Below are 19,679 nucleotides of genomic sequence, written 5' to 3' on the forward strand. Positions count from 1 at the left end.
GACGGGGCCGCGCCGTCGAGCGGCGCGGCCCCGTCCGCCGGGTCAGCTGTGCTTCCAGGTCACCGAGAAGGCGGAGCCCCCGCTCAGCCCGGAGGTGGTGGCCTTGGTGGTGCTGCCGGAGCCCATGGTGATGTTGTCCGGGTTGAAGCCGCCCAGGCTCTGGCCGTTGACCTTGGCGCCGCTGAACGACACCGAGCCGAAGTTGGAGAGCGGCAGGACGCCGGAGGAGCTGGACGGTGCCTCGGCGATCACCTCGGCGGAGGCGAGGGCGGCGCTCTTGAGGGACTTGTTGACGGTGTGGCTCCAGCCGGCCGTGGTGTCGGACAGCGTGAGGGTGAAGGAGCCGCTGCCGTTGGTGGTGACGCTCGCCGTGAAGTGGTCGCCCGGCCGCACGGTGCTGCTGAAGTTGGACGGGTACTGCGGGTACATCTCGTACCAGGAGGAGTACACCGGCGTGCCGCTCGAGCAGTCGGCCTCGGTGCCGGTCTGCTCGACGCTGTTGCTGCCGTCGCCGTCGAGGCCGACCCAGAAGCTGGACCAGGTGTTGGAGCCCGAGCAGGAGACGGCGGGCTGGACCCAGCTCGCGCTGACGCTGGTGAACCGGGCGCCGGTGGCGGCGTAGCCGGCCCAGTTGCCGCTGGTGCTGTGCAGGAGGCCGCCGCCGTGGTGGGCGAGCGGCGCCTGGACGAGGGTGGGGGCGGTGGCGGCGACGGTCGGTGCGGCGGTGCCCAGGACGGTCAGCAGGGCGGTGGACACGGCGATGGTGTGCCGACGAACTGCGGACATGGCTACTCCCTTGTGAGGGTGTGGAGTTGGCCGAGCGTCGACAAAGGTAGACCCGGTGGAGGATCCCGGGGAGTTACGGGGGGATAACGAACCCGTGCGCTGTCTGTGACGGCCGAAGGCGAGTGGTGGTCAGCGCAGGTCGGGCTGCCCGAAGCTGATGCGCAGCACAGCGAGCCGAGGGGGGCGGATCCGATGTCCACAGCCGTGCCGTCGCAAGGTCCGGACAGCCGCAGACCGGTCGGGCCGGTCGTCCCGGCCCGGGCGGGGATCGACCGCGCCGCGCCGCGCCGGTCGCGGGTCGGACTTGTCGCGCAGTTCGTCCTGCAGTTCGTCTACCTGTGGCTGGGGCCGCTGGTCGGGATCGCCCTGCTGGCCCTGCTGGTCTCGTCGGGCGGGGGTGCCGGAAGCGGTAGTGAGGGTGACGTGATCGTGGGCCCGTTCACGACCGTGGCGTTCGGGCTCTCCTGGCGGCGCCTGCGCGTCGAGTGGAACGGCCGGCCCGAGGCCTGGGAGCCGTTCACCGAAGGGATCCTGAAGAAGCGTTTCGCCCGCGCCGAGCGGAAGAGCGGCTGGGAGCCGGGCGACCTGCCGCCCAACGGCGTGCGCCGGGCCGTCGCCTCCCTCGGGCTCCACCACTACCGCGGCCTGGCCCCGACCCGGGTCGAGCAACTGGCCGCACGGCACGGCTGGTCGGTGGACTGGGCCAAGCCCCGCTCGGAGAACGACGGCCAACTGCACTTCTTCCGTCCGATGCCGCCTCCGGAGCACCTCGGCGTGCCCCTCCCGCACGGCCCGGTGCCCGAGCGCGGCGCGCCGTGGGGGCCGATGCGCTGCCGCGTGCTCCTGTCGCTGCTCACCCTCGTGTTCCGGCCGCGGGTGCGCCTGCTGGAACTGCGCCGCAGCCCCGACGCGTACGCGCGCCACCTGCGCGGGCACCTGGCGAGGAAGTTCCGGAAGGAGCTGGCGCGCGACCCGCGGAAGCACTACCGCTCCGGCGCGGACGGCCGGATCCTGCGCCGGGTCGGCGTCAAGCCCTGCCACTTCCGGTGCGCGGGCGCCGCGGCCGTGCTCCGGGTGGCCGCCGAGGAGGGCTGGACGCTCGACCCCGCGTTCCCCGCCGACCCGCGGCGGACCGTCCACCTCTGCCGCCCCGACGACGGCCGCCGCCGGACGGGCTGAGGCCGGGGCGGCTGCCGTGCGGCGAAACCCGCTGGTGAGCCGCGCGCGGGCGCCCGTAGACTCCCGTACTCGTGACCGACACCACCGACACCACTCATGCCACCGGTACCACTGATGCCGCCGTTCCGGCCGCTGCCGCCGCGCCCTCGGGCGACGCCGGGCTGATCGCCGCCGCCGTGGCCGCCGCCGGGCGGGGCCTGGTCGAACGCGAGACGGTGGCCGAGGTGGTGGCGCTGTGCGCCGTGGCCGGCGAGCACCTGCTGGTGATCGGCGCCCCCGGCACCGCGAAGTCGGAGGCCGTACGGCGGGTCGCCGGGCAGCTCGGCGGCCGGTACTTCGAGTACCTGCTCGGCCGGTTCACCGAACCCAACGAACTGTTCGGCCCGGTCGACCTGCGCCGACTCCGGGAAGGCCGGGTCGAGTTCGAGACCGCCGGCATGCTGCCCGAAGCCGAGATCGCCTTCCTGGACGAGGTCTTCCTCGGCTCCACGGCCGTCCTCAACACCCTGCTCGGCCTGCTCAACGAGCGGGTCTTCCGGCGCGGCCGGACGGCGGTGGCCAGCCCGCTGCGGATCTGCGTCGGCGCCGCCAACCACCTCCCCGAGGACCCGGCCCTCGCCGCCTTCGCCGACCGCTTCCTCGCCCGCGTCTTCGTCGAACCCGTCACCGACGCCCGGCTGGAGGAACTCCTGGAGGCCGGGCGCGGCGGCCGGCCCACCACCCCCGACGCGCCGGCCGGCGACCTGCTCGGCGCCCTCGACCGGCTCGCCGCCGCCGCCCGCGCCTGCGACCTCACCCCCGTCACCGGCCTGCTCGGCACCGCCCTGCGGCGGCTGCGCTCCGCCGGCATCCCGATCAGCGACCGGCGCGCCGTCCGCTCCCAGAACCTCGTCGCGGCCGCCGCCGTCCTCGACGGGCGCGACACCGCCTCCGCCCGCGACCTGTGGGTGCTGCCGCTCGTCGCCCCCACCGCCGACGCCCAGGCCCTGGCCCGCGAAACCCTCGCCGACCTGGTCGGCCGGGCCGCCAACCGCAGCCTCGCCCACACCGCCGAGGAGATGTCCCGCAGCGCCGCCGCCCGCGCCGAGCGGCTGATGCGCACCGGCGCGGCCGTCCTCGCCGAACACGGCGGCCTGCCGGACGGCCGCGACTCCCGACTGCGCCTGGAAGCCGTGCTCCGCGAGATCGACGCCGGATTCGCCCCGACCGACCTGCCCGCCCCGCTCGCCGGCATCCGGGCGGGTCTGGTCGCGGTGGTCGCACCCGCGTGACCACCGTCCGACTCCGCTGGGAACGCCGCGAACCCCCGCTCACCGCCGCCGCCGTGCTCGCCCTCGGCCCCGCCGTCCCCGCCCTCGCCGCCGCCACCCGCGACCGGCTCCGCGCCGGCCACCGCCTCTCGGCCGCCACGGACGGCACCGCCCTGCTCGTCCTCGGCCCGGCGGACGACCTGCCGTGGGCAGACGGCGCCCACTACCTCGGCCTGGACGGCCGCCTGCTGGTCCCGACCACCGCCCGCCCGCTGCCCGCCGCCGACCTGTGGCGCTCCGCCCTCGGCGCGGCGGACGGCCAGCTCTGCGCCCTGGTGCCCGGCCACGGCCTGGTCGCGGACGTCCCACCGCCGCTGACGGACCCCGAGGCGCTGGCCGCCCTGCTCGGGGGAGCGGCATGAGCGGCACCGGACACCTCACCACCCCGGGCGGCACCCGGGCCGCAGTCGAGCCGTGGGCCGGGACGCTGGCCGCGCTGACGCCCGAACTGGCCTCCGCACTGGGCCCGTTGCTGCGCCGCCTGGATGCGCTGATCGGGGAGCGCGAGCCCGTCGCCGAGGCGCAGGGCGAGCCGGACGGCTACGGCGGGCTGGCCCGGTCCGGGCCCCTGGAGCGGCTGCTGCCCTCCGAGTGGCTGCTGGCCGAGGAGTTCCCGGAGGAGTTCCTGCGGCGCTACACCGAGCACGAACTGCTGCACCTGGCCGCCGAGTTGCGCAGCACCACCAGCCGCGGCCGGGTGGTCGCGCTGGTGGAGGCCGGCCCGGCGCAGGCCGGGGCGGGGCGGCTGGTGCAGCTGGCGGCGCTGCTGGTCCTGCACCGGCGGGCCGCGGCGCGCGGCGGCGAGCTGGTGGTGGGCGTGCTGGGCGACGAGCCGGGGCGGCTGTTCGGCGGCGAGCCGGCCGAGCTGCTGCCGCGCTGGCTGAACGCCCGGCGCCCGACCGACCCGAGCGCCGAGGACGTCCGGCGCGCCGAGGACGCGCTGGACGCGGCCGACCGCGCCTGGCTGCTGGCCTCCCCGCGCCTGGCGGCCGAACTACCCGCCCGGCCCCGGACCCTGACCGCCGAGGAGGCCGGCTGGAGCGCCGAGGGCGTCGGCCGGGTGCGGGTCCGGGTGGACGGCGGCGCGGACGCCGAGCTGACGCTGCCGCCCGCGCCGATCGCCGTGCGGGCGCTGCGCGGGGCCGAGTTCCGCCGGGCCCGGGCGGCGACCACGGAGACCTCCGCGCCGCTGCCCGTCACCGGCGGCGCGCTGCCCGTGTTCACCTCGGGCACCCGGGAGTTGCTGCTGCGCGGGGCGGACGCGTCCGTGCTGGTGGCGGTCAAGCTGGTGCGCGACGGCTCGGTGGAGAGCAGCGGCCGGCCGCGCCGCCACGTGCTGCGCGGGCCGGTGGTGGCCGCCGCGCAGCACGGCCGGCGGCTGCTGGTGCTGTGCGTGGTGCGCGGGCGGTTGGTGCTGGAGGTGATCGGCCGCCCGGTGCCCGACCCGGACGGCTACGCGGTGGACGCGGCGGCGGTCGGCCTGCCCCCGGCCGGCTCCGCCGCGTTCGCGGAGCTGACGGACCAGCCGGTGCTGCCCGTCCTGCGCGAGGACGACGGCCTGCTGCTGCCGGTCGCGGGCCGGTGGCGACGGATCGCACCGGGCGGTGTGGTCACCGAGGACGGGCCGGTGGCGTCCACCGCGGGCGGCCGGCCGTTCCGGTGGGCGCGCGAGCCGAGGCTGTCGGCCGTCCCGCTGCCGCCCGCGGCGGCGGACGCGGCCCACGTCGTGCACGGCGCCGGGCTGGTCGGCTGGTCCGCGGACGGCCGCGAGTGGCGGCTGGACCACGAGCGGATCGGCCCCCGCTCGATCGTCCTGCGCGACGAGGGCGCCGAGGTGATCGGGCTCACCCAGGAGGGCGGCGAGCCCGTGCTGATCACCCGCACCGGGGCGGCCGGCCTGGTGCGGGCCGTCCGCGCGGACGGCGTGCGCACCCACACCGGCCTGTCCGGCGGCGCCGGCACCCCCGCCGTCCACCCGAAGCTGCCGCTGATCGTCGCCGAACCGCGGCCCGGCGCCCTGGTGGTCGCGGACACGGTGACCGGCCGACGGCACTTCACCATCAGGAGCAGCGAGTGACGAACCCCGCCCTGGACGCCGCCGGTTTCGTTCTGGACGTGCCGCTGATCGGTGCCGCCGAGGCCGCCGAACGCGTGCTGAACCACTGGCAGGACGGCGCGCGCCTGCTGGAACTGCCGGACGGCCGCTGGGTGTTGACGCTGCCCGCGCCGGTCCGCACCCGCCCGGACCGGGCGCCCGGCGAACCGCTGCGGGCGGTCGGCGACGCGCTGGTGGCCGCCGGCGCCGACCAGCGCGCACTCGACGGGGGAGACGTCCTCCTCGTCGCGGGCGATCTGACGCACCGTCATGCCATCGCCGGGATGCGGCCGTTGGACCCGGCCCACTGGCTGGACCCGACCGGGATCGCCGTCCACCGGCTGGGCCCGGTCGGCACCCCGGCCGCGCCGGAGCCCGTCGAGGAGGACGAGGCCCTGCGCCCGCCCGTCGTCGACCTGCGGGCCGCGGCCGGCGTCCGCGAGCGCAGCTCCTGGGCCGCCCGGCTGCTGGGCGAGCGCCGCCCGCGACGCCCGCAGCGCCCGCGGCCGCCGAGGAGCCTGGCCGGCCGGCCGGGGGACCCGACGTACCCGCGGCCCCCGGCCGGCCGGCCGGCGCCACCGGTCTGGCCGAACGCGCTGTTCCTCGCCGCCGTGCTCTGCGGCGCCCTGCTGTACCTGCCCAGCGCCGTCGAGCGGGGAGAGTCCGAGATCTGGAGCGTCATCCCGGTCCTGACCGCCGCGAGCATCGGCCTGGCCGTCCTCCCCTGGGCCAAGGCCCGGCGCGACCGGAAGGCCGCCGCCCCCCAACACGCCGGCGCCGCACGGCAGTCCGGCGCTCCGGACGGTCCACGGAAGAGTGCCGCCGCCCGCCGCCCGCGCGGGCAGTGGCTGGCCCGGCTCGCCCTGCGCAGCCCCGCCGGCACCCTGTTCCAGCGCCGCCAGGCCCGCTACGTCGCCCGCCTCGCCCGCTCCTTCCGGCAGCGCCGCTGGGAGGACGCCCTGCGCGACGCCGTCCGGCTGGCCGGGGACGCCGGACGCGGGCCCGGCGGCCTGCTCGCCCTGCGCCTGCCCGCACGCTTCCGGGGCGCGCTGCGCCCGGACCCGCGGGAGCGCGCCGGGGCGCCGGCCGCGATGCCGATCAGCGGGCCCACCGTGCACGGCTTCCTCAACGACCTCTACCGGGAGGCCGCCGAGGCGCTGGAACGCGAGGCCCGGATCGACGAGGCCGCCTACGTCCTCGCCGACCTGCTGGCCGAACCCGCCGAAGCCGTCGCCCTGTTGGAGCGGCACGGCCGCGTCGAGCAGGCCGCCGAACTCGCCGAAGGCCGCGGACTCCCGGCCGACCAGGTGGTCCGGCTGTGGTGGCGGGCCGGCCAGCGCGAGCGGGCGGTGCGGATCGCCCACCGCCGGGGCGCCTTCGCCGCCGCCGTCGAACGGCTCGCGGCCACCGACCCGCAGGCCGCGCGCGAGCTGCGCACCGCCTGGGCCGCGCACTGCCGGGAGGCCGGCGACCGGCTCGGCGCCGTCGACGCGGTCTGGCCGGACGCGGCGCTGCGCCCCACCGCCGTGGGCGACCTGCGCGAGGCCGTCCTGCTCGGCGGGGCGGCCCGTGGGCGCGCCCTCGTGCACCTGCTCGCGCTCGGCCCCGCCGGGAGGGCCGCCGACGCCGCGACCGGCCCCGAGGCGCGGACCGCCCACGACGCGCGGAACGCCGCCGACGCGCGGAACGCCGCCGAGGTCATCGCCGGCCTCGCCCTGGCCACCCTCGCCCCCGACGCCCCGGACAGCGAGCGGGCCGCCGCCCTCACCGCCCTGGCCACCGTCCCGGCCGCCGACCCGGCCGTCGACCGGCAGCTCGCCACCGCCGCCCTGCGCGCCGTCACCCGGGACGGCGGGTTCGGCGACGGCGGCGACACCACGACCCAACGGGCCCGCTACACCCGGCTGTCGCAGCGCGCCGACCCGCTGGCGGCCGCCGACCTGCCGAAGCCGCGCCTCGCCGCGCCGGCCCCGGGCACCCCGCTGGAGGTCACCGCCGCCGACCGCCCCGGCACCCTGCCCGTCCTGGACGCGGCCCGGCTCGACTCCGGCGCGGTGCTGGTCGCCTGCGGCCACGCCGGGGTGCGGCTGCTCGGCCCGGACGGCCGCACCCGGGCCCGCTGGGACGTGCCCGCCGACGAACTGGTCCTCGCCGACCACGGCGGTTCGGCGCTGCTGGTCGCCCGCTACGGCGAGGTGCGCGACATCACCCGGCTCGACCTCGTCACCCGCGCGGTCGAGCGCTGGACGACCCTGCGGGTGCGCGGGCTCGCCCGCTCCTACGACGGCCGCCGGCTCGTCACCGTCGACCCGGACGGCACCATCGCCGTGCTCGACACCCGCACCGCCCGCCCGACCGTGGTCCACCGCGAACTCGGCGGCGACCAGCGGCTCCTGGGCACGATCGCCCGCACGCCCGACAGCTGCGCGGGGCTCGTGCACACCCACCCGGCGCCCGGCTCGCACCGCGTCGAGATGTCCGAACTGTGGCAGTGGGAGCAGCCGGACTGGACGCTGCGCGGCCGCTCCCACCTGAACCGCACCGGGCCGGACCGGCCGGGCCCGTACGTGGCGGACCTCGACGGCGCGGTGCTGCTCGCGGACGGCCGGCTGCTCGACACCGGCCCCGGGGCGGCGGCGGACACCACCCTGGTGCGGGCGGTCGGGGACGGCCGGTTGGCCGAGCGGAGCGTGCGCGGCCAGGGCGTGCTGAGCGCGGACGGCACCCACTGGGCGTTCGCGGCGCGGCTGTCCGGCGCGCTGCACGTCACCCTCGGCGGCGGCCCGCCCGGCGCCCCGCTCGTCGGCGGGTTCACCGCAGTCTTCCCCGGCGCGGACGCCTCCCCGGTCGGCCTGCGCCGGCACGGCGACGCGCTCACCTGCTGGCACCGCAGCGGCCGGCTGTTCGCCACCACCCCGGACGGCGCCACGCTGCTCGCCAACCTGCGGGTCACGACCGGGTCATGACCCGTCCCCGAGGTAGCGGCCGAGCAGGCCGTCCGCCGTCAGCATGGCCGTGCCGCGCTCGGTGAGCCGGTGCTGCCAGCCGGCCAGGGCGGCGGCCAGTTCGGCGGTGCCGCCCGCCGCCCGCACCTGCCGGAGCACGCCCGCGATCCGGGCCAGCGGGTAGCCGCCGCGCCGCAGCAGGTGGGCGAGTTCGGCGTCGCGCAGGTCGGCGGCGAGGTAGACCCGGTGCCCGGTCGCGCGGTCGCGCGCCGGGGCCAGTACCCCGGCGGCCTCCCAGGCCCGCAGGGTGGCCGGGGTGACGCCGAGGCGGTGCGCCAACTCGCCGATGCCGTGCGGGAGCCGGTCGTCCGGGCGGTGCGGCGCGGGGTCCGCCCGCCCGGTCAGGTGGCCGACCGCCTCCCGGACGGCGGCCAGCGTCTCCCGGTCGCGCAGCAGCCGGGCGTGGCCCCGGTCGACGGCGGTCAGCGCCTGGTCGAGCCGGTCCGTGTGCACGGCGGTCATCACCTCGCCCGCCGTCGCGTGCCCGTACGCCGCGACGAGCGCGAGGTGGGCGCGCAGCGCGGCCGCGTGCCGCTCGGTGTAGACCCGGTAGCCACTGGCCGTACGGGCGGCGGGCGGCAGGAAGCCGTCCCGCTCGTAGTTGCGCACGGCCTGGGTCGAGATGCCGTGCTCGCGGGCGAGATCGGTCGGGCGCATCCGGACCCCCGTTTGAGACTTCCTGGAGAAAACCCGGGCTGAGACCGGAAAAGTCTCAACCGATTCTTCAAGGATACGCTTGAGGTCCATGAACCGGGACTTGCACCACTTCCATGACCTGCTCGCCCCCGACTGCGGTGTGCTGGCGCTCGGCGAGCCCACCCACCAGGAGCCCGCCTTCGGGTGGGTGCGCAACGAACTCCTCTTCCTCCACCTCGCCGGGCGGGGCTTCCGGTCGGTCGCCCTGGAGACCGACCGGATCGCCGCGCTCGCCGTCGACGACTACGTCCGGCACGGCACCGGGACCCTGGACGGGGTACTGGCGACGGGCTTCAGCCACGGCTTCGGGGGCCTCGACGCCAACCGGAGCCTCGTCGCCCGGCTGCGCGCGCACAACGCGCAGCGGCCGCCCGCCGAGCGGATCGCCTTCCACGGCTTCGACGCGCCGACCGAGAACACCACCGCCCCCAGCCCCCGCCGCTACCTCGAACACGCCCGCGACTACCTGGGGTTGGAGCTCGACGTGGCCGCGCTCACCGGCCCCGACGAGCGCTGGGAGCGCACCGAGGCGATCCTCGACGCGGCCGCCTCGCCCGGCGCCTCGCCCGAGGCGCAGCGGCTGCGCGTCCTCGCCGACGACCTGCTGAACCTGCTGCACGAGCGCGCGCCCGGCCTGATCGCCGCCGGCTCGCACGCCGCGTGGCTGCGGGCCCGCGCCCACCTGACCACCTGCCTCGGGCTGCTGCGCTACCACGCCCAGGCGGCCGTCCCCGGCCTGGAGCAGGGCGTCCGGATCGCGCGGCTGCTCGGCAGCCGGGACACGCTGATGGCCCGCAACCTGCTGGAGATCCGCGAGGCCGAGGCCCGGCGCGGACCCACCCTGGTGTTTGCCCACAACGAGCACCTGAAGCGCACCCCGAGCGCCTGGTCGGCGGGGGAGTGGCGCGCGGACTGGACGGGCGCCGGCATGATCCTCGAACCGCTGCTCGCCGAGCGGTACGTCCTGGTGGTCGGCAGCCTCGGGCGCAGCCCGGTCCTCGGCTTGCCGGAACCGGCACCCGGCACCTTCGAGGCGGCCCTGCAACGCGGCTCCGCCGACTGGGAGTTGACCGACCCGGCGGCGGCCGGGGAGGCCACCGCCCGCCGCACCGACACCCTCCCGCGCCAGGGCTACTTCCCGCTCGACCGGGAGCTCCTGGACGGCGCCGACGCGCTGCTGCACGTCACGGACGGCGCGGCCGTGGCCCGGGCGCTCGGCTGACCGTCCGTTCCGGCCGACCGGCAGGCCCTAGCCGAGCCGGATGCGCCGGATCAGCTGGTCGCGGTGGTCGCGCAGCCGGAGGCGCAGGGCCTCCGGCTGCGGGGCCGGGGCGGCCTGCGGGCGGGGGCGCGGCCCCCGGCGGCCGGTCAGCTCCCACCACACCACTTCCGGGTCCGCACCGGACCGAACGGCCCAGTAGATCTCCAGCCGGTCGGCGTGCGGCCCCAGTCGGGCGTGGGCCTCCGCGTCGGGCAGCAGGCGGAGCCCGGACCATCGCGGCGAGGCCACCGCGAGCGGCCTTCCGTCGCCCCGGCCGTAGCCGAGGTAGGCGACCCAGCAGGAGGTGTTCAGGCTCAGCAGGTAGCCGGCGGACCGCTCCAGCACGTCGGCCACCGCGCCGCCGTCCGGAGTCTCCCAGACGGCCTCGTGCGGGGCGTCGCAGTCGTCGGCCATGCAGACGCTCGCCCGCGTCAGTACGACTCTCATGCCGGACACCCTAGCCTGTTGTCGTCAAAATGACGAGAAGAGGGGCCTGTCCGAACTCGCCCGCACACCAAGGCGGTCACCCCACCCCCTCACCCGATGGTGACCACCCGCGCCCAGGTCGGCGGGGCGTCCGGCCGGTAGTCCGGGTCGTACTCGCGGACCCGCTTCGGCCGGGCGAACAGGCCGACCACCGTCCGGCAGGGCGGCTGCGCCTCCGGCCACGGGGTCTGCCCGTCGGTCAGCACCACCACGGCGTCCGGCGCCGGGCGGGCCCGCAGCGCCGCCGCGAAGCCCGTGCGCAGGTCCGTCCCGCCGCCGCCGACCAGCTCGATGCCCGCGGCCCCGCACAGCTGCTGGACGGACTGCGCGGCCGCGTCGCAGGAGACCACCGACACCTGGTCCCGGCGGCCGCCGACCGCCCGGCCGATCGCCGCGACCTCCAGCAGCGCGCTGCCCAACTCCTCGTCCGAGACCGACCCCGAGGTGTCGACCACCACCGCCACCCGCGGCGGACGGCGCCGCAGGCTCGGCAGCACCACGCCCGGCAGCCCGGCCGAGCGCCGGGCCGGCCGGCCGTAGCTGTAGTCGTCCCCCGCCCCCGCGCCGGCCAGCGCCGACCGCAGCGCCGCCCCCAGCAGCTCCCGCCACCGCTGCGGCGGGTGGACCACCTCCTCGGCCCAGCGCCGCCAGCCCGCCGGGGTCTCGCCCGGGCGGGCCCGGATGCCCTCGGCGACCCGGAAGCGCACCGCGTCCCGCTTTTGCGGACCGAGGCCGTGCGCGCCGTCCGGGCCCAACTCCCACGGCCGCGCCAGCCCGTCCGCGCCGCTGCCGCAGTCCAGCCAGGCGAGCAGGGGGTCGGTCGGGTCGAACTGCCACTCCCGCAGGTAGTCCTCCATCAGCCGCCCCTCGGGCAGGTTCAGCCGGGACGGGAGGACGGCGCCGCTCGGCGTCGCCAGGCCCTCGCCGTACACGTCGTCGTTGATCTCGCAGTCGGCGGCGATGTTCATCCGCAGCCGGACCCCCGGTCCCGCCAGCCCGAGCCGGCGGGCCAGCCGGTCGCCGCGCCCGTGGTGGTCGCGCAGCAGGTGCGACACCTCGTGCACCCACACCCCGGCCAGCTCCTCCACCGGGGTGCGGTCGACGAACACCGGCGAGGCGTAGCAGCGCCAGTGCACGTCGACGGCCATCGTCGGCACCTGCCGGGACTCGACCAGGTGCAGCGCGAACAGCGCCGTCGCCAGGTACGGGCGGGCCCGGGTGGCCTGCAGCCGTGCCGCGTACAGCTTCTCGACGTCCAGCGGCCTCCCGGCGCCCGGCGGCTTCCCGGCGTCCACCGGCCGCGCGCTCACCGGCCGGCCCGCGCCGGACGGGCGACCGCGGCGGCCGCGAGGTCGGCCCGGCGGGACAGCGCCACCGCCGGGGCCAGGCGCTCGATCGCCGCCGGCACCTCCCAGTCCTCCCGGCGCAGCGCCGCCAGGGTGGTCGCCGGGACGACCAGCAGATCCGGCGCACCCGTCTCCACCGCCCGCACCAGCAGCGCCCACGCCGCGTCCCAGCGCGCCCGCTCCGGCCGGTTGCGCACCGCCGCCACCACCGCGTCCAGCACCGCCTGGCGCAGGTCCCCGCGCTCGGGCAGCACCGCGCCCGCCGGATCCGCCAGCAGGTCCTCGGGATCCGGCAGGTCCATCCGGTCCAGGTGCGCCATCAGCTCCAGCCCCGGGCCGTCCCCGACCGTGCCCCGCACCAGCAACGACAGCACCTCCCGGGAGGAGCCGGCCGCCGTCGCGAAGGCGATCAGCCGCAGCGTCATGTCCCAGCTGCGCGGCGACGGCCAGGCTCCGCCGCGCCGGGTCTCGCTGCTCGGCAGCCGGTGCACCAGCTCGGGACGGGCCGTCAGCAGCCCGCACACCGCGCGCCGGGCCAGCGCGACCGCGGGCCGCAGCGCGCCCGGGTCGAGCCACGGCAGGGTGGCCACCGGCCAGGTGCCGCCCAGCCCGCGCACCACCACCTCGTGGTCGTGCACCCACGGCAGGTGGACGAACCGGTTCGCCAGCGGCGGGCTCAGCTCCCACCCGTCGGCGGCCGAGGCGCGCGGGTTCGCGGCCGCCACGATCCGTACGCCCGGCGGCAGTTGCAGCGCGCCGATGCGCCGCTCCAGGACCAGCCGCAGCAGCGCGGCCTGCACGGCGGGCGGCGCGGTGGACAGCTCGTCCAGGAACAGCAGGCCGCGCCCGGCCCGGACCAGCCGCACCGCCCAGTCCGGCGGCGCCAGCGGCACGCCCTGCTGCGCCGGGTCGTCGCCGAGGATCGGCAGCCCGGCGAAGTCGGAGGGCTCGTGGACGCTGGCGATCACCGTGGTCAGCGGCAGCTCCAGGGCGGCGGCGAGCTGATTGAGCGCGGCGGTCTTGCCGATGCCCGGCTCGCCCCACAGCAGCACGGGCAGATCGGCGGCGACGGCCAGGGTCAGCGCCTCCAACTGGGTGTCGGGGCGCGGCTCGGTGTCGAACTCGCCGAGCAGGCCGAGGAGTTGGTCGGCGACATCGAGGCGCGGGCTGGGGTGTGTGGGCATGGACGTGGGCATGGGTGATCACCTCGTGGCGTAGGGAAGGGGAGGAAATGCGCCGGCGCTTCGGCGCCGGAGGGCCCAAGGCCCTAACGCGGGTGCGACCAGTGGTCCTTCGGGCGGCGGTCGCGGCGGCGGAACGCGACCGCGTCCGGCCCGGGCGTGGCCAGGCCGGCACGGTAGCGCTCGTACGTGCTCCGCCGCTCCTCGATCGCCGCCAGCGCGTCCCGCAGCGGCCCCTCGCGCAGCCGAGCCTGCGGGCCGAGCACGGCCTCGACCGCCGCGAGCGCGCCGTCCACGTCGCCGTGGTCCAACCGCTCGCGCAGACCGGCGAGTTCGTGCGGACGGCGGTGCGCCCGCTCGACGGCCCGCAGGCAGGGCAGCGGGGTGCCCGAGAGCGCGATCAGCAGCCGCTCGCGGCGCAGCTCGGCCGGGGCGTGGTCGAGCGGGGCGAGCACCCCGTCGACCAGGCCGATCCGGTGGACCGCCCCCCGGCAGTCCACCAGCCCGGGCCCGCCGAAGCCGCCCGCACGACCCGCCTCGCCCGCTCCGCCCGGCCGGACCGGCCCGCGAGCGTGCCCGGGGGCCAACGCCCGTGCCACCAAAGGGTGCAGGAGCTCGGGCCCGAGGGTGCCGGACCGCAGCAGGTCGAGGTCGGGTGCCACCCAGGTCGCCGCGTCGGGCAGCAGCGGCAGGCCGCGCGCCTCCCGGGCGTCCCCGACCGGACGGACCGCCGCGACCCCGGCCGCACCGGGTTCGAGCAGCAGCATCCGCCGACGCCCGAGCCGCACCGCGACCGGCCCGGCCGGGCGCCCCTCGGCGCGCAGCAGCAGCCCGGCCTCGGCGCCCCACCGGTCGACGGCGCAGCGCAGGCCGGCCGCCACGGTGTCGGCCGCCGGAAGGCCGCTCGGGCCCCCGGTGCCGGCCCGGGCCGCGAACTCCCCGCTGCGCCCGGCGTCCCACAGGTGCCGGTGCAGGTCGAAGCGGAAGCGCCGGCTCGGGTGCGGGTGCGGATGCTGGAGCGGCGGGCCGCCGTTCGCGGAACCGTCCCAGAGCGCGAGGCCGATGCGCTGCCCGAAGTCCGCCCAGGCGGGCGGCGTCCGGACCACCAGCGCCACCGGGCGCTCGCCCGGGTAGCGGGCCAGCGGCACGGTCAGCCCCGGCCGCAGCAGCCCGTCCGGGGCGGTCCTCGGCAGGTGCCAGCGCAGCAGGTCCGGCGCGAGGCGGTGCAGGTCGGCCAGCAGGTGATCGGTGAACTCGCGGCCGTGGGCGCGGACGACGTCCCGGATCCGGAAGTCGAGGTCCACGCGGGCGGCGGTCAGGGCCCCGGCCCAGTCGCCGGACAGGCGGCGGGCGGTGGCGGTCTCGATCATGGCGGGCGGTACCGCGAACTCGCGGACGTGCCGCCAGAAGGAGAGGTGGGAGGTGTCCCCGTGCGCGGTGTGAGTGGCCATCAGCACTCACCTTGCGCGGACGGGACCCCCAATCTGAGAACAGCGTGAGTGGTCATCGCCGGGGAGCATAGCCCCTGCCGCGGCCCGTCCGCCAGGCCGTTTCGCGCGGGCGCCGGAGGCCAGGGGCCCGCGTGGATCCTCAACCCCCGTGCCGGATGGCCGATTTCAGCCCCCGGAGGGTCGTCGGCGCTCGCGGCGCGGCCACACCGCCGCGCACACTGTCCGTACCCGGAAAGTACCGACCGCAGGGGGTGGCCATGGCCGCACGGACAGGCAGGCGCAGGGCAGGGCGAAGGCTCCGGACGGCGATCGGCGCGCTCGCCGTCGCCCTGGCGGCGGGAACGGCGGTGGGCCTGCCCGCGGCGGAGGCGCGGGCGGCGGGCGGCAAGGTCGTCTACCTGACCTTCGACGACGGCCCCAGCCCCGCCTACACCCCGAAGGTCCTCGCCGTCCTCGACCGCTACGGCGTGCGCGCGACCTTCTTCGAGATCGGCCAGAACGTCTCCGCCCACCCCGGCGTGACCGGCCAGGTCGCCCGCCGGGGCCACAGCGTGCAGAACCACTCCTGGTCCCACCCGGACCTGCGCAAGCTGTCCGGCCCGGCCGTCGACGCGCAGGTGCGGAACACCGATCGGGCGATCCGCGCGCAGACCGGCCGCACCCCCACCTGCCTGCGCCCGCCGTACGGCGCCGTCAACGCGACCGTGCGCTCCCGGGCGGCCGCGGACGGCAAGCAGGTCGTGCTCTGGTCGGTGGACCCGCAGGACTGGGCGCGCCCGGGCACGGCGGCGATCCAGTCGCGGGTGCTGCGCGACGTCCGCCCCGGGTCGGTGATCCTGCTGCACGACGGCGGCGGCGACCGCAGCCAGACCGTCGCCGCGCTGCCGGCGATCCTGTCCACCCTGAAGGCGCGCGGCTACGGCTTCGGCGTCCTCTGCGGCTGACCCGCCGCCGGCGCAGCCCCGGCCGTGCGGCAGGCGGTGGCCGACGCGAAGGGGCGGGGTACGGCAACTGCCGTACCCCGCCCCTTCGGCGAGCGTCAGGTGCCCGACCGGCGGGCGGCCCGGGTCAGTTGAGGGCGGCGAGGGCGGCCTCGTAGTTCGGCTCGTCGGCGATCTCGGCGACCAGCTCGGTGTGCAGGACGGTGTCGTTCTCGTCGAGGACGACGACGGCGCGGGCGGTCAGGCCGGCGAGCGGGCCGTTCGCGATCGAGACGCCGTAGGTGTCGTGGAAGTCGCGGCCGCGCAGGGTGGAGAGGGTCTTGACGTTCTCCAGGCCCTCGGCGCCGCAGAAGCGGGCCTGCGCGAACGGCAGGTCGGCCGAGATGCACAGCACCACGGTGTTGTCCAGCGTGGAGGCCTTCGAGTTGAAGGCGCGCACCGAGCTGGCGCAGGTGGGGGTGTCGATGCTCGGGAAGATGTTGAGGACCTTCCGCTTGCCCGCGAAGTCCTTGAGCGAGGTGTCCGCGAGGCCCTCGCCGACCAGCGTGAACGCGGGGGCCTGGCTCCCGGCGGCGGGCAGCGAGCCGCCGATCTCGATGGGGTTCCCCTTCAGCGTGACCTGAGCCATGAACTCTCTCCTACCAGCATCGGTAAACGGGCGCGGCGATTGCCAGCCGCCGACGATCCTACCGTCCGCCGTGCCCGCCCCGAGGGTGGCCCGGGATCCGCCGGCCCTGATCGCCGAGGCCCTTGGTCCCTCGGGCCCTTGATCGCTCGGGCCCTTGATCGCTCGGGCCCTTGATCGCGTGGCCCTTGATCGCTCGCGCCCCTAAGCTCGCCGACCGCGCGGCGTCCCGGTCTTCGCCGTTCCTGGTCCTGTTCCTGCCAGGCGGGCGGAATCGCGTTGTGGCCCCGGAGCCGACGCTGTAAACAGATGCCAATGACGTTATTCGATTACATCGCCTGCGGAGCGGCCCCTGCGGCCGCCGTCGATCGTCTGCCGACCGTACGCGTTCGGCAGTCGGCCGGAGGTGCGCCCAGAGCCTGACCCCGGGCAGCGCCCGGCTTCTCCGCCACCCGTCCCCTCGACCAGGAATCGCCCATGACATCCTCCACCCCCATCGGCCGTCGTCCCACCGTGACGTCATGAACGCACGGGAACCAGGACTCCGGGAACAGCGGAAGGCGCGGGTCCGACGCTCCATCCAGGACCACGCACTGGCACTGTTCGTCGAGCGCGGCTTCGACGGGACCACCGTCGCGGACGTCGCGCGCGCGGCGGAGGTGTCCTCCGTGACCGTCTTCCGGCACTTCCCGACCAAGGAAGACCTCGTCTTCAGCGGCGAGTTCGACCCCGTGCTGGCCCAGCGGGCCGCGGCGCGCCCGGCGGCCGAGGGGCCGATGCGGCGGATCGCCGGCGCCCTGGTGGAGAGCATGCAGGAAGCCACCGAGGCGCAGCGGCGGATGCTGCTCACCCGCACCCGCCTGGGCAACGTCACCCCCGCGCTGCGGGCCCGGAACCTGCACAACCACTACCTCATCCAGCGCGCGTTCGTTTCGGCGCTGCGCAGCGAAGGGGCCGGCCCGGAGGAGGAGTTCCGGCTGACCGTGGCCGCCGGCGCCTGCCTGGCCGCCGCCGGGGCCGCGCTCGTCCACTGGGCGGAGGAGTACGGGCTGTCGGACCCGGTCGAGCTGGTCGGGCGGGCCCTGGCCATCGTCACGGCCGGCGCGGACTCCGTGGACTCCGTGGACGGCGTCCAGGCCTGAGGGCCTGTCTCCTGGACCCCGCCGGTTTCAGGCGTACCGCGCGAGCAGCGCCTGCAGGTAGTCCTCCAGGCGGCCCGTCAGCACCTCCGGGGTGAGGTCGGTGCGCCCGAGACCGCGCCACGGGACGGCGACCTTCTCCGCGTCCGGCGCGAAGGCGAGCGCGTCCAGCACCCGCCAGTACAGGTGGTCGCCGGGCGCCTCGCTCAGCCGGCCGCCGGCCTCCTGGTAGCGGTCGGCGAGGGACATCCCGGCCTCGACGCCGTGCAGCAGGACCAGCGCGGTGGAGCAGTGCGCGACGTCCAGGTCGGTCGGGCCCCAGGAGGTCTCCACCCAGTCGACGACCCCGCTGACCGCCAACTCCTCGCCGGCGCCGGTGAACAGCACGTTGCCCGGGTGGAAGTCGCGGTGCAGGAAGCAGGCCCGGTGGGCGGGCGCCGGGCGGTCGATCACCGCGATCGCACGGCGCCACAGGTCCGGCCGCGCCGTCCCCTCGGGCACCGCGACCCGATCCGGCGCCGTCCACGCCTGCCAGTCGCGCGGCCGCTGCTCCGCGGGCACCTCCAGCGCGTGCACGGCCGCCAACTGCCCGGCCAGCAGGGTGATCCGGCGGTCGACGTCGCCGTCCTCGGCGAGCCGCACCGTGCCGGGCAGCAGCGTCATCACCAGCGACGGGTGGTCGCAGAACTCGCCGGTCGCGTCCACCGCGCACAGCCGCGCCGTGGGCACCGCGCTCGGCTCCAACTGCCGCAGCACCTGGGCCTCGCGGGCCAGCATGTTCTCGGCGTGGCGCAGGTAGAACGGCTTGACGAAGGAGCGCAGCACCAGCGCGTACCCGGGCCCGGCCGGGTCGTCACCGCCCTCGCCCGCGCCCCCTTCGACGTCCAGGCGCCGCATCCGGGACGTCCACCCGCCCTGGAGCGTGCGGGCCCCGACGATCCGCTCCCCGGGCGCGAGCAGGCCCTCCACCCAGCGGCGGGTGGCACCCCACTCCTCGGTCGGCCCGGCGGTGTGTCCAGCGCTGTGCTTCTCGATCACGCCCGCCACCCTACGCCTGCCGCCCCGCTTTTTCGACGGATATCGAAATTTGACAGCGCCCCCGGACCGGGGGTTGGCTGAGCGGCGTTCGATCGAGCATCAGCAGCCGCCCGTACCAGGGGAGTTGAGCACCGCCATGCCCAGGACCGTCGTCTTCGAGACCACCGGAGGGCCCGAGGTCCTCACCGTCCGCACCACCGACATGCCCGAACCCGGCCCCGGCGAACTGCGCATCCGCGTCGCCGCGATCGGCCTCAACCGCGCCGAAGCCCTGTTCCGCTCCGGCACCTACCTGGACGACCCGAAGCTGCCCGCCACCCTCGGCTACGAGGCCTCCGGCACGGTGGACGCCCTCGGCGAGGGCGTCACCGGGTTCGCCGTCGGCGACCTGGTCGACACCGTCCCCGCCTTCTCGATGAACGACTACGGCACCTACGGCACCCACGTGCTGGCCCCCGTGCACGCCGTCGTCCACCACCCCGCCGGCCTCACCCCCGTCCAGGGCACGGCCGTCTGGATGCCCTACCTCACCGCGTACGGCGCCCTCGCCGAGGACGGCCACCTGCGCCCCGGCGACCACGTCCTGCTGACCGCCGCCGCCTCCGGCGTGGGCCTTGCCGCGATCCGGACCGCCCGCCGCCTGGGCGCCGTCCCCATCGCCACCACCCGCACCCCCGGCAAGAAGCAGCAGCTCCTCGACGCCGGCGCCGCCCGCGTCGTCGTCACCGGCGAGGAGGACCTGGTCGAGGCGGTCCTGGACGCCACCGGCGGGCAGGGCGTACGGACGGTCTTCGACCCCGTCGCCGGCCCCGGCATCCTCACCCTCGCCCGCACCGTCGCCCCCGGCGGCCGGGTGATCGTCTACGGCCGCCTCGACCCGCGCGACACCCCGCTGCCCGGGCAGGAGGACTTCGCGCCCGTCCTGAGCCGCTTCTACTCCATGCACGAGGTGACGCGGGACCGGGAACGGCTGCGCCGCGCCCACGCCTTCGTCGCGGCCGGGCTCGCGGACGGCGGCTTCGTCCCGGTCGTCGACCGCGTCTTCGCGGGCCTCGACACCGTCGCCGACGCGCACCGCTACCTGGAGGCGGGCACCCAGGTCGGCAAGATCGTGCTGACGGTGGGGGACTGACCGGCCGT

General features: G+C 77.0%; 17 protein-coding genes. 9 read left to right on the top strand and 8 right to left on the bottom strand.

All coding sequences use genetic code 11. The features are described from left to right. Positions 1-42: 42 nt before the first annotated feature. Positions 43-786: a G1 family glutamic endopeptidase gene (locus VM95_RS17675; RefSeq protein ID WP_045697807.1), complete on the bottom strand. Its 744-nt coding sequence runs from the start codon at positions 784-786 to the stop codon at positions 43-45. A 192-nt stretch (positions 787-978) separates the two neighbouring features. On the opposite strand from VM95_RS17675, the gene VM95_RS41620 reads away from it, so the two are divergent. From VM95_RS41620 to VM95_RS17700, 5 genes are all read left to right on the top strand, one after another. Continuing rightward, positions 979-1,965, top strand: coding sequence for a hypothetical protein (locus VM95_RS41620; RefSeq protein WP_045697810.1), 987 nt, complete (start codon positions 979-981; stop codon positions 1,963-1,965). 71 nt (positions 1,966-2,036) lie between these two features. Continuing rightward, positions 2,037-3,236 (top strand): AAA family ATPase, encoded by a 1,200-nt coding sequence (locus VM95_RS17685; RefSeq protein WP_107072995.1) that lies wholly within the window; start codon positions 2,037-2,039, stop codon positions 3,234-3,236. Next, positions 3,233-3,637, top strand: coding sequence for a bpX5 domain-containing protein (locus VM95_RS42615; RefSeq protein ID WP_045697811.1), 405 nt, complete (start codon positions 3,233-3,235; stop codon positions 3,635-3,637). Before VM95_RS17685 ends, VM95_RS42615 begins: the two co-directional genes overlap by 4 nt. Then, positions 3,634-5,352: a hypothetical protein gene (locus VM95_RS38895; RefSeq protein WP_052707425.1), complete on the top strand. Its 1,719-nt coding sequence runs from the start codon at positions 3,634-3,636 to the stop codon at positions 5,350-5,352. The genes VM95_RS42615 and VM95_RS38895 overlap by 4 nt, the downstream gene beginning before the upstream one ends. Next, positions 5,349-8,336, top strand: a complete 2,988-nt coding sequence (locus VM95_RS17700) for a bpX6 domain-containing protein (RefSeq protein ID WP_045697813.1) — start codon at positions 5,349-5,351, stop codon at positions 8,334-8,336. The genes VM95_RS38895 and VM95_RS17700 overlap by 4 nt, the downstream gene beginning before the upstream one ends. On the opposite strand, the gene VM95_RS17705 is transcribed toward VM95_RS17700, so the two are convergent. Further along, positions 8,331-9,032, bottom strand: a complete 702-nt coding sequence (locus VM95_RS17705) for a MerR family transcriptional regulator (protein WP_045697815.1) — start codon at positions 9,030-9,032, stop codon at positions 8,331-8,333. The two genes, VM95_RS17700 and VM95_RS17705, sit on opposite strands and share 6 nt — an antisense overlap. A gap of 88 nt (positions 9,033-9,120) precedes the next feature. On the opposite strand from VM95_RS17705, the gene VM95_RS17710 reads away from it, so the two are divergent. Then, the gene (locus VM95_RS17710) at positions 9,121-10,293 is read left to right on the top strand and encodes an erythromycin esterase family protein (protein WP_045697817.1); all 1,173 of its coding nucleotides are present in this window, start codon (positions 9,121-9,123) and stop codon (positions 10,291-10,293) included. A gap of 27 nt (positions 10,294-10,320) precedes the next feature. Here VM95_RS17710 and VM95_RS17715 read toward each other — a convergent pair whose 3' ends face one another. The 4 genes from VM95_RS17715 to VM95_RS17730 all read right to left on the bottom strand — a co-directional run bounded on the left by VM95_RS17715 (position 10,321) and on the right by VM95_RS17730 (position 14,796). Further along, positions 10,321-10,779: a hypothetical protein gene (locus tag VM95_RS17715; protein WP_157882134.1), complete on the bottom strand. Its 459-nt coding sequence runs from the start codon at positions 10,777-10,779 to the stop codon at positions 10,321-10,323. Positions 10,780-10,868: 89 nt separating this feature from the next. Further along, on the bottom strand, positions 10,869-12,113 hold the full coding sequence (locus VM95_RS17720; protein ID WP_045697821.1) for a vWA domain-containing protein: 1,245 nt from the start codon (positions 12,111-12,113) through the stop codon (positions 10,869-10,871). 11 nt (positions 12,114-12,124) lie between these two features. Beyond that, positions 12,125-13,360 (bottom strand): AAA family ATPase, encoded by a 1,236-nt coding sequence (locus tag VM95_RS17725; RefSeq protein ID WP_045697823.1) that lies wholly within the window; start codon positions 13,358-13,360, stop codon positions 12,125-12,127. Positions 13,361-13,431: 71 nt separating this feature from the next. Then, positions 13,432-14,796, bottom strand: coding sequence for a hypothetical protein (locus VM95_RS17730; RefSeq protein ID WP_045697825.1), 1,365 nt, complete (start codon positions 14,794-14,796; stop codon positions 13,432-13,434). A gap of 257 nt (positions 14,797-15,053) precedes the next feature. Between VM95_RS17730 and VM95_RS17735 the strand changes: the two genes are divergently transcribed. After that, positions 15,054-15,740, top strand: a complete 687-nt coding sequence (locus VM95_RS17735) for a polysaccharide deacetylase family protein (protein WP_045697828.1) — start codon at positions 15,054-15,056, stop codon at positions 15,738-15,740. Positions 15,741-15,864: 124 nt separating this feature from the next. Here VM95_RS17735 and tpx read toward each other — a convergent pair whose 3' ends face one another. Then, a complete protein-coding gene (gene tpx / locus VM95_RS17740; RefSeq protein WP_045697830.1) occupies positions 15,865-16,365 on the bottom strand; it encodes a thiol peroxidase in 501 nt (166 codons plus the stop codon). A 518-nt stretch (positions 16,366-16,883) separates the two neighbouring features. Between tpx and VM95_RS17745 the strand changes: the two genes are divergently transcribed. Then, positions 16,884-17,504 carry a TetR/AcrR family transcriptional regulator gene (locus tag VM95_RS17745; RefSeq protein ID WP_045697832.1) on the top strand — a complete coding sequence of 207 codons (621 nt, stop codon included), beginning with the start codon at positions 16,884-16,886 and terminating at the stop codon, positions 17,502-17,504. A 27-nt stretch (positions 17,505-17,531) separates the two neighbouring features. Here the strand turns inward: VM95_RS17745 and VM95_RS17750 are convergent, their stop codons facing one another. Next, a complete protein-coding gene (locus VM95_RS17750; RefSeq protein WP_045697895.1) occupies positions 17,532-18,539 on the bottom strand; it encodes a phosphotransferase family protein in 1,008 nt (335 codons plus the stop codon). Positions 18,540-18,675: 136 nt separating this feature from the next. Between VM95_RS17750 and VM95_RS17755 the strand changes: the two genes are divergently transcribed. Next, positions 18,676-19,671, top strand: coding sequence for a zinc-dependent alcohol dehydrogenase family protein (locus VM95_RS17755; RefSeq protein ID WP_045697834.1), 996 nt, complete (start codon positions 18,676-18,678; stop codon positions 19,669-19,671). The last annotated feature ends 8 nt before the right edge of the window (positions 19,672-19,679 follow it).

This window comes from Streptomyces rubellomurinus (genome assembly GCF_000961885.1).
GTDB classification, from domain to species: Bacteria; Actinomycetota; Actinomycetes; order Streptomycetales; family Streptomycetaceae; genus Kitasatospora; species Kitasatospora rubellomurina.

Excerpts from the sequence above, each read along its gene's own strand:
- VM95_RS17675 (WP_045697807.1), bottom strand. The coding sequence starts at position 786 with ATGTCCGCAGTTCGTCGGCACACCATCGCCGTGTCCACCGCCCTGCTG.
- VM95_RS41620 (WP_045697810.1), top strand. The coding sequence starts at position 979 with ATGTCCACAGCCGTGCCGTCGCAAGGTCCGGACAGCCGCAGACCGGTC.
- VM95_RS38895 (WP_052707425.1), top strand. The coding sequence starts at position 3,634 with ATGAGCGGCACCGGACACCTCACCACCCCGGGCGGCACCCGGGCCGCA.
- VM95_RS17705 (WP_045697815.1), bottom strand. The coding sequence starts at position 9,032 with ATGCGCCCGACCGATCTCGCCCGCGAGCACGGCATCTCGACCCAGGCC.
- VM95_RS17710 (WP_045697817.1), top strand. The coding sequence starts at position 9,121 with ATGAACCGGGACTTGCACCACTTCCATGACCTGCTCGCCCCCGACTGC.
- VM95_RS17715 (WP_157882134.1), bottom strand. The coding sequence starts at position 10,779 with ATGAGAGTCGTACTGACGCGGGCGAGCGTCTGCATGGCCGACGACTGC.
- VM95_RS17725 (WP_045697823.1), bottom strand. The coding sequence starts at position 13,360 with ATGCCCACGTCCATGCCCACACACCCCAGCCCGCGCCTCGATGTCGCC.
- VM95_RS17730 (WP_045697825.1), bottom strand. The coding sequence starts at position 14,796 with ATGGCCACTCACACCGCGCACGGGGACACCTCCCACCTCTCCTTCTGG.
- VM95_RS17735 (WP_045697828.1), top strand. The coding sequence starts at position 15,054 with ATGGCCGCACGGACAGGCAGGCGCAGGGCAGGGCGAAGGCTCCGGACG.
- tpx (WP_045697830.1), bottom strand. The coding sequence starts at position 16,365 with ATGGCTCAGGTCACGCTGAAGGGGAACCCCATCGAGATCGGCGGCTCG.
- VM95_RS17745 (WP_045697832.1), top strand. The coding sequence starts at position 16,884 with ATGAACGCACGGGAACCAGGACTCCGGGAACAGCGGAAGGCGCGGGTC.
- VM95_RS17755 (WP_045697834.1), top strand. The coding sequence starts at position 18,676 with ATGCCCAGGACCGTCGTCTTCGAGACCACCGGAGGGCCCGAGGTCCTC.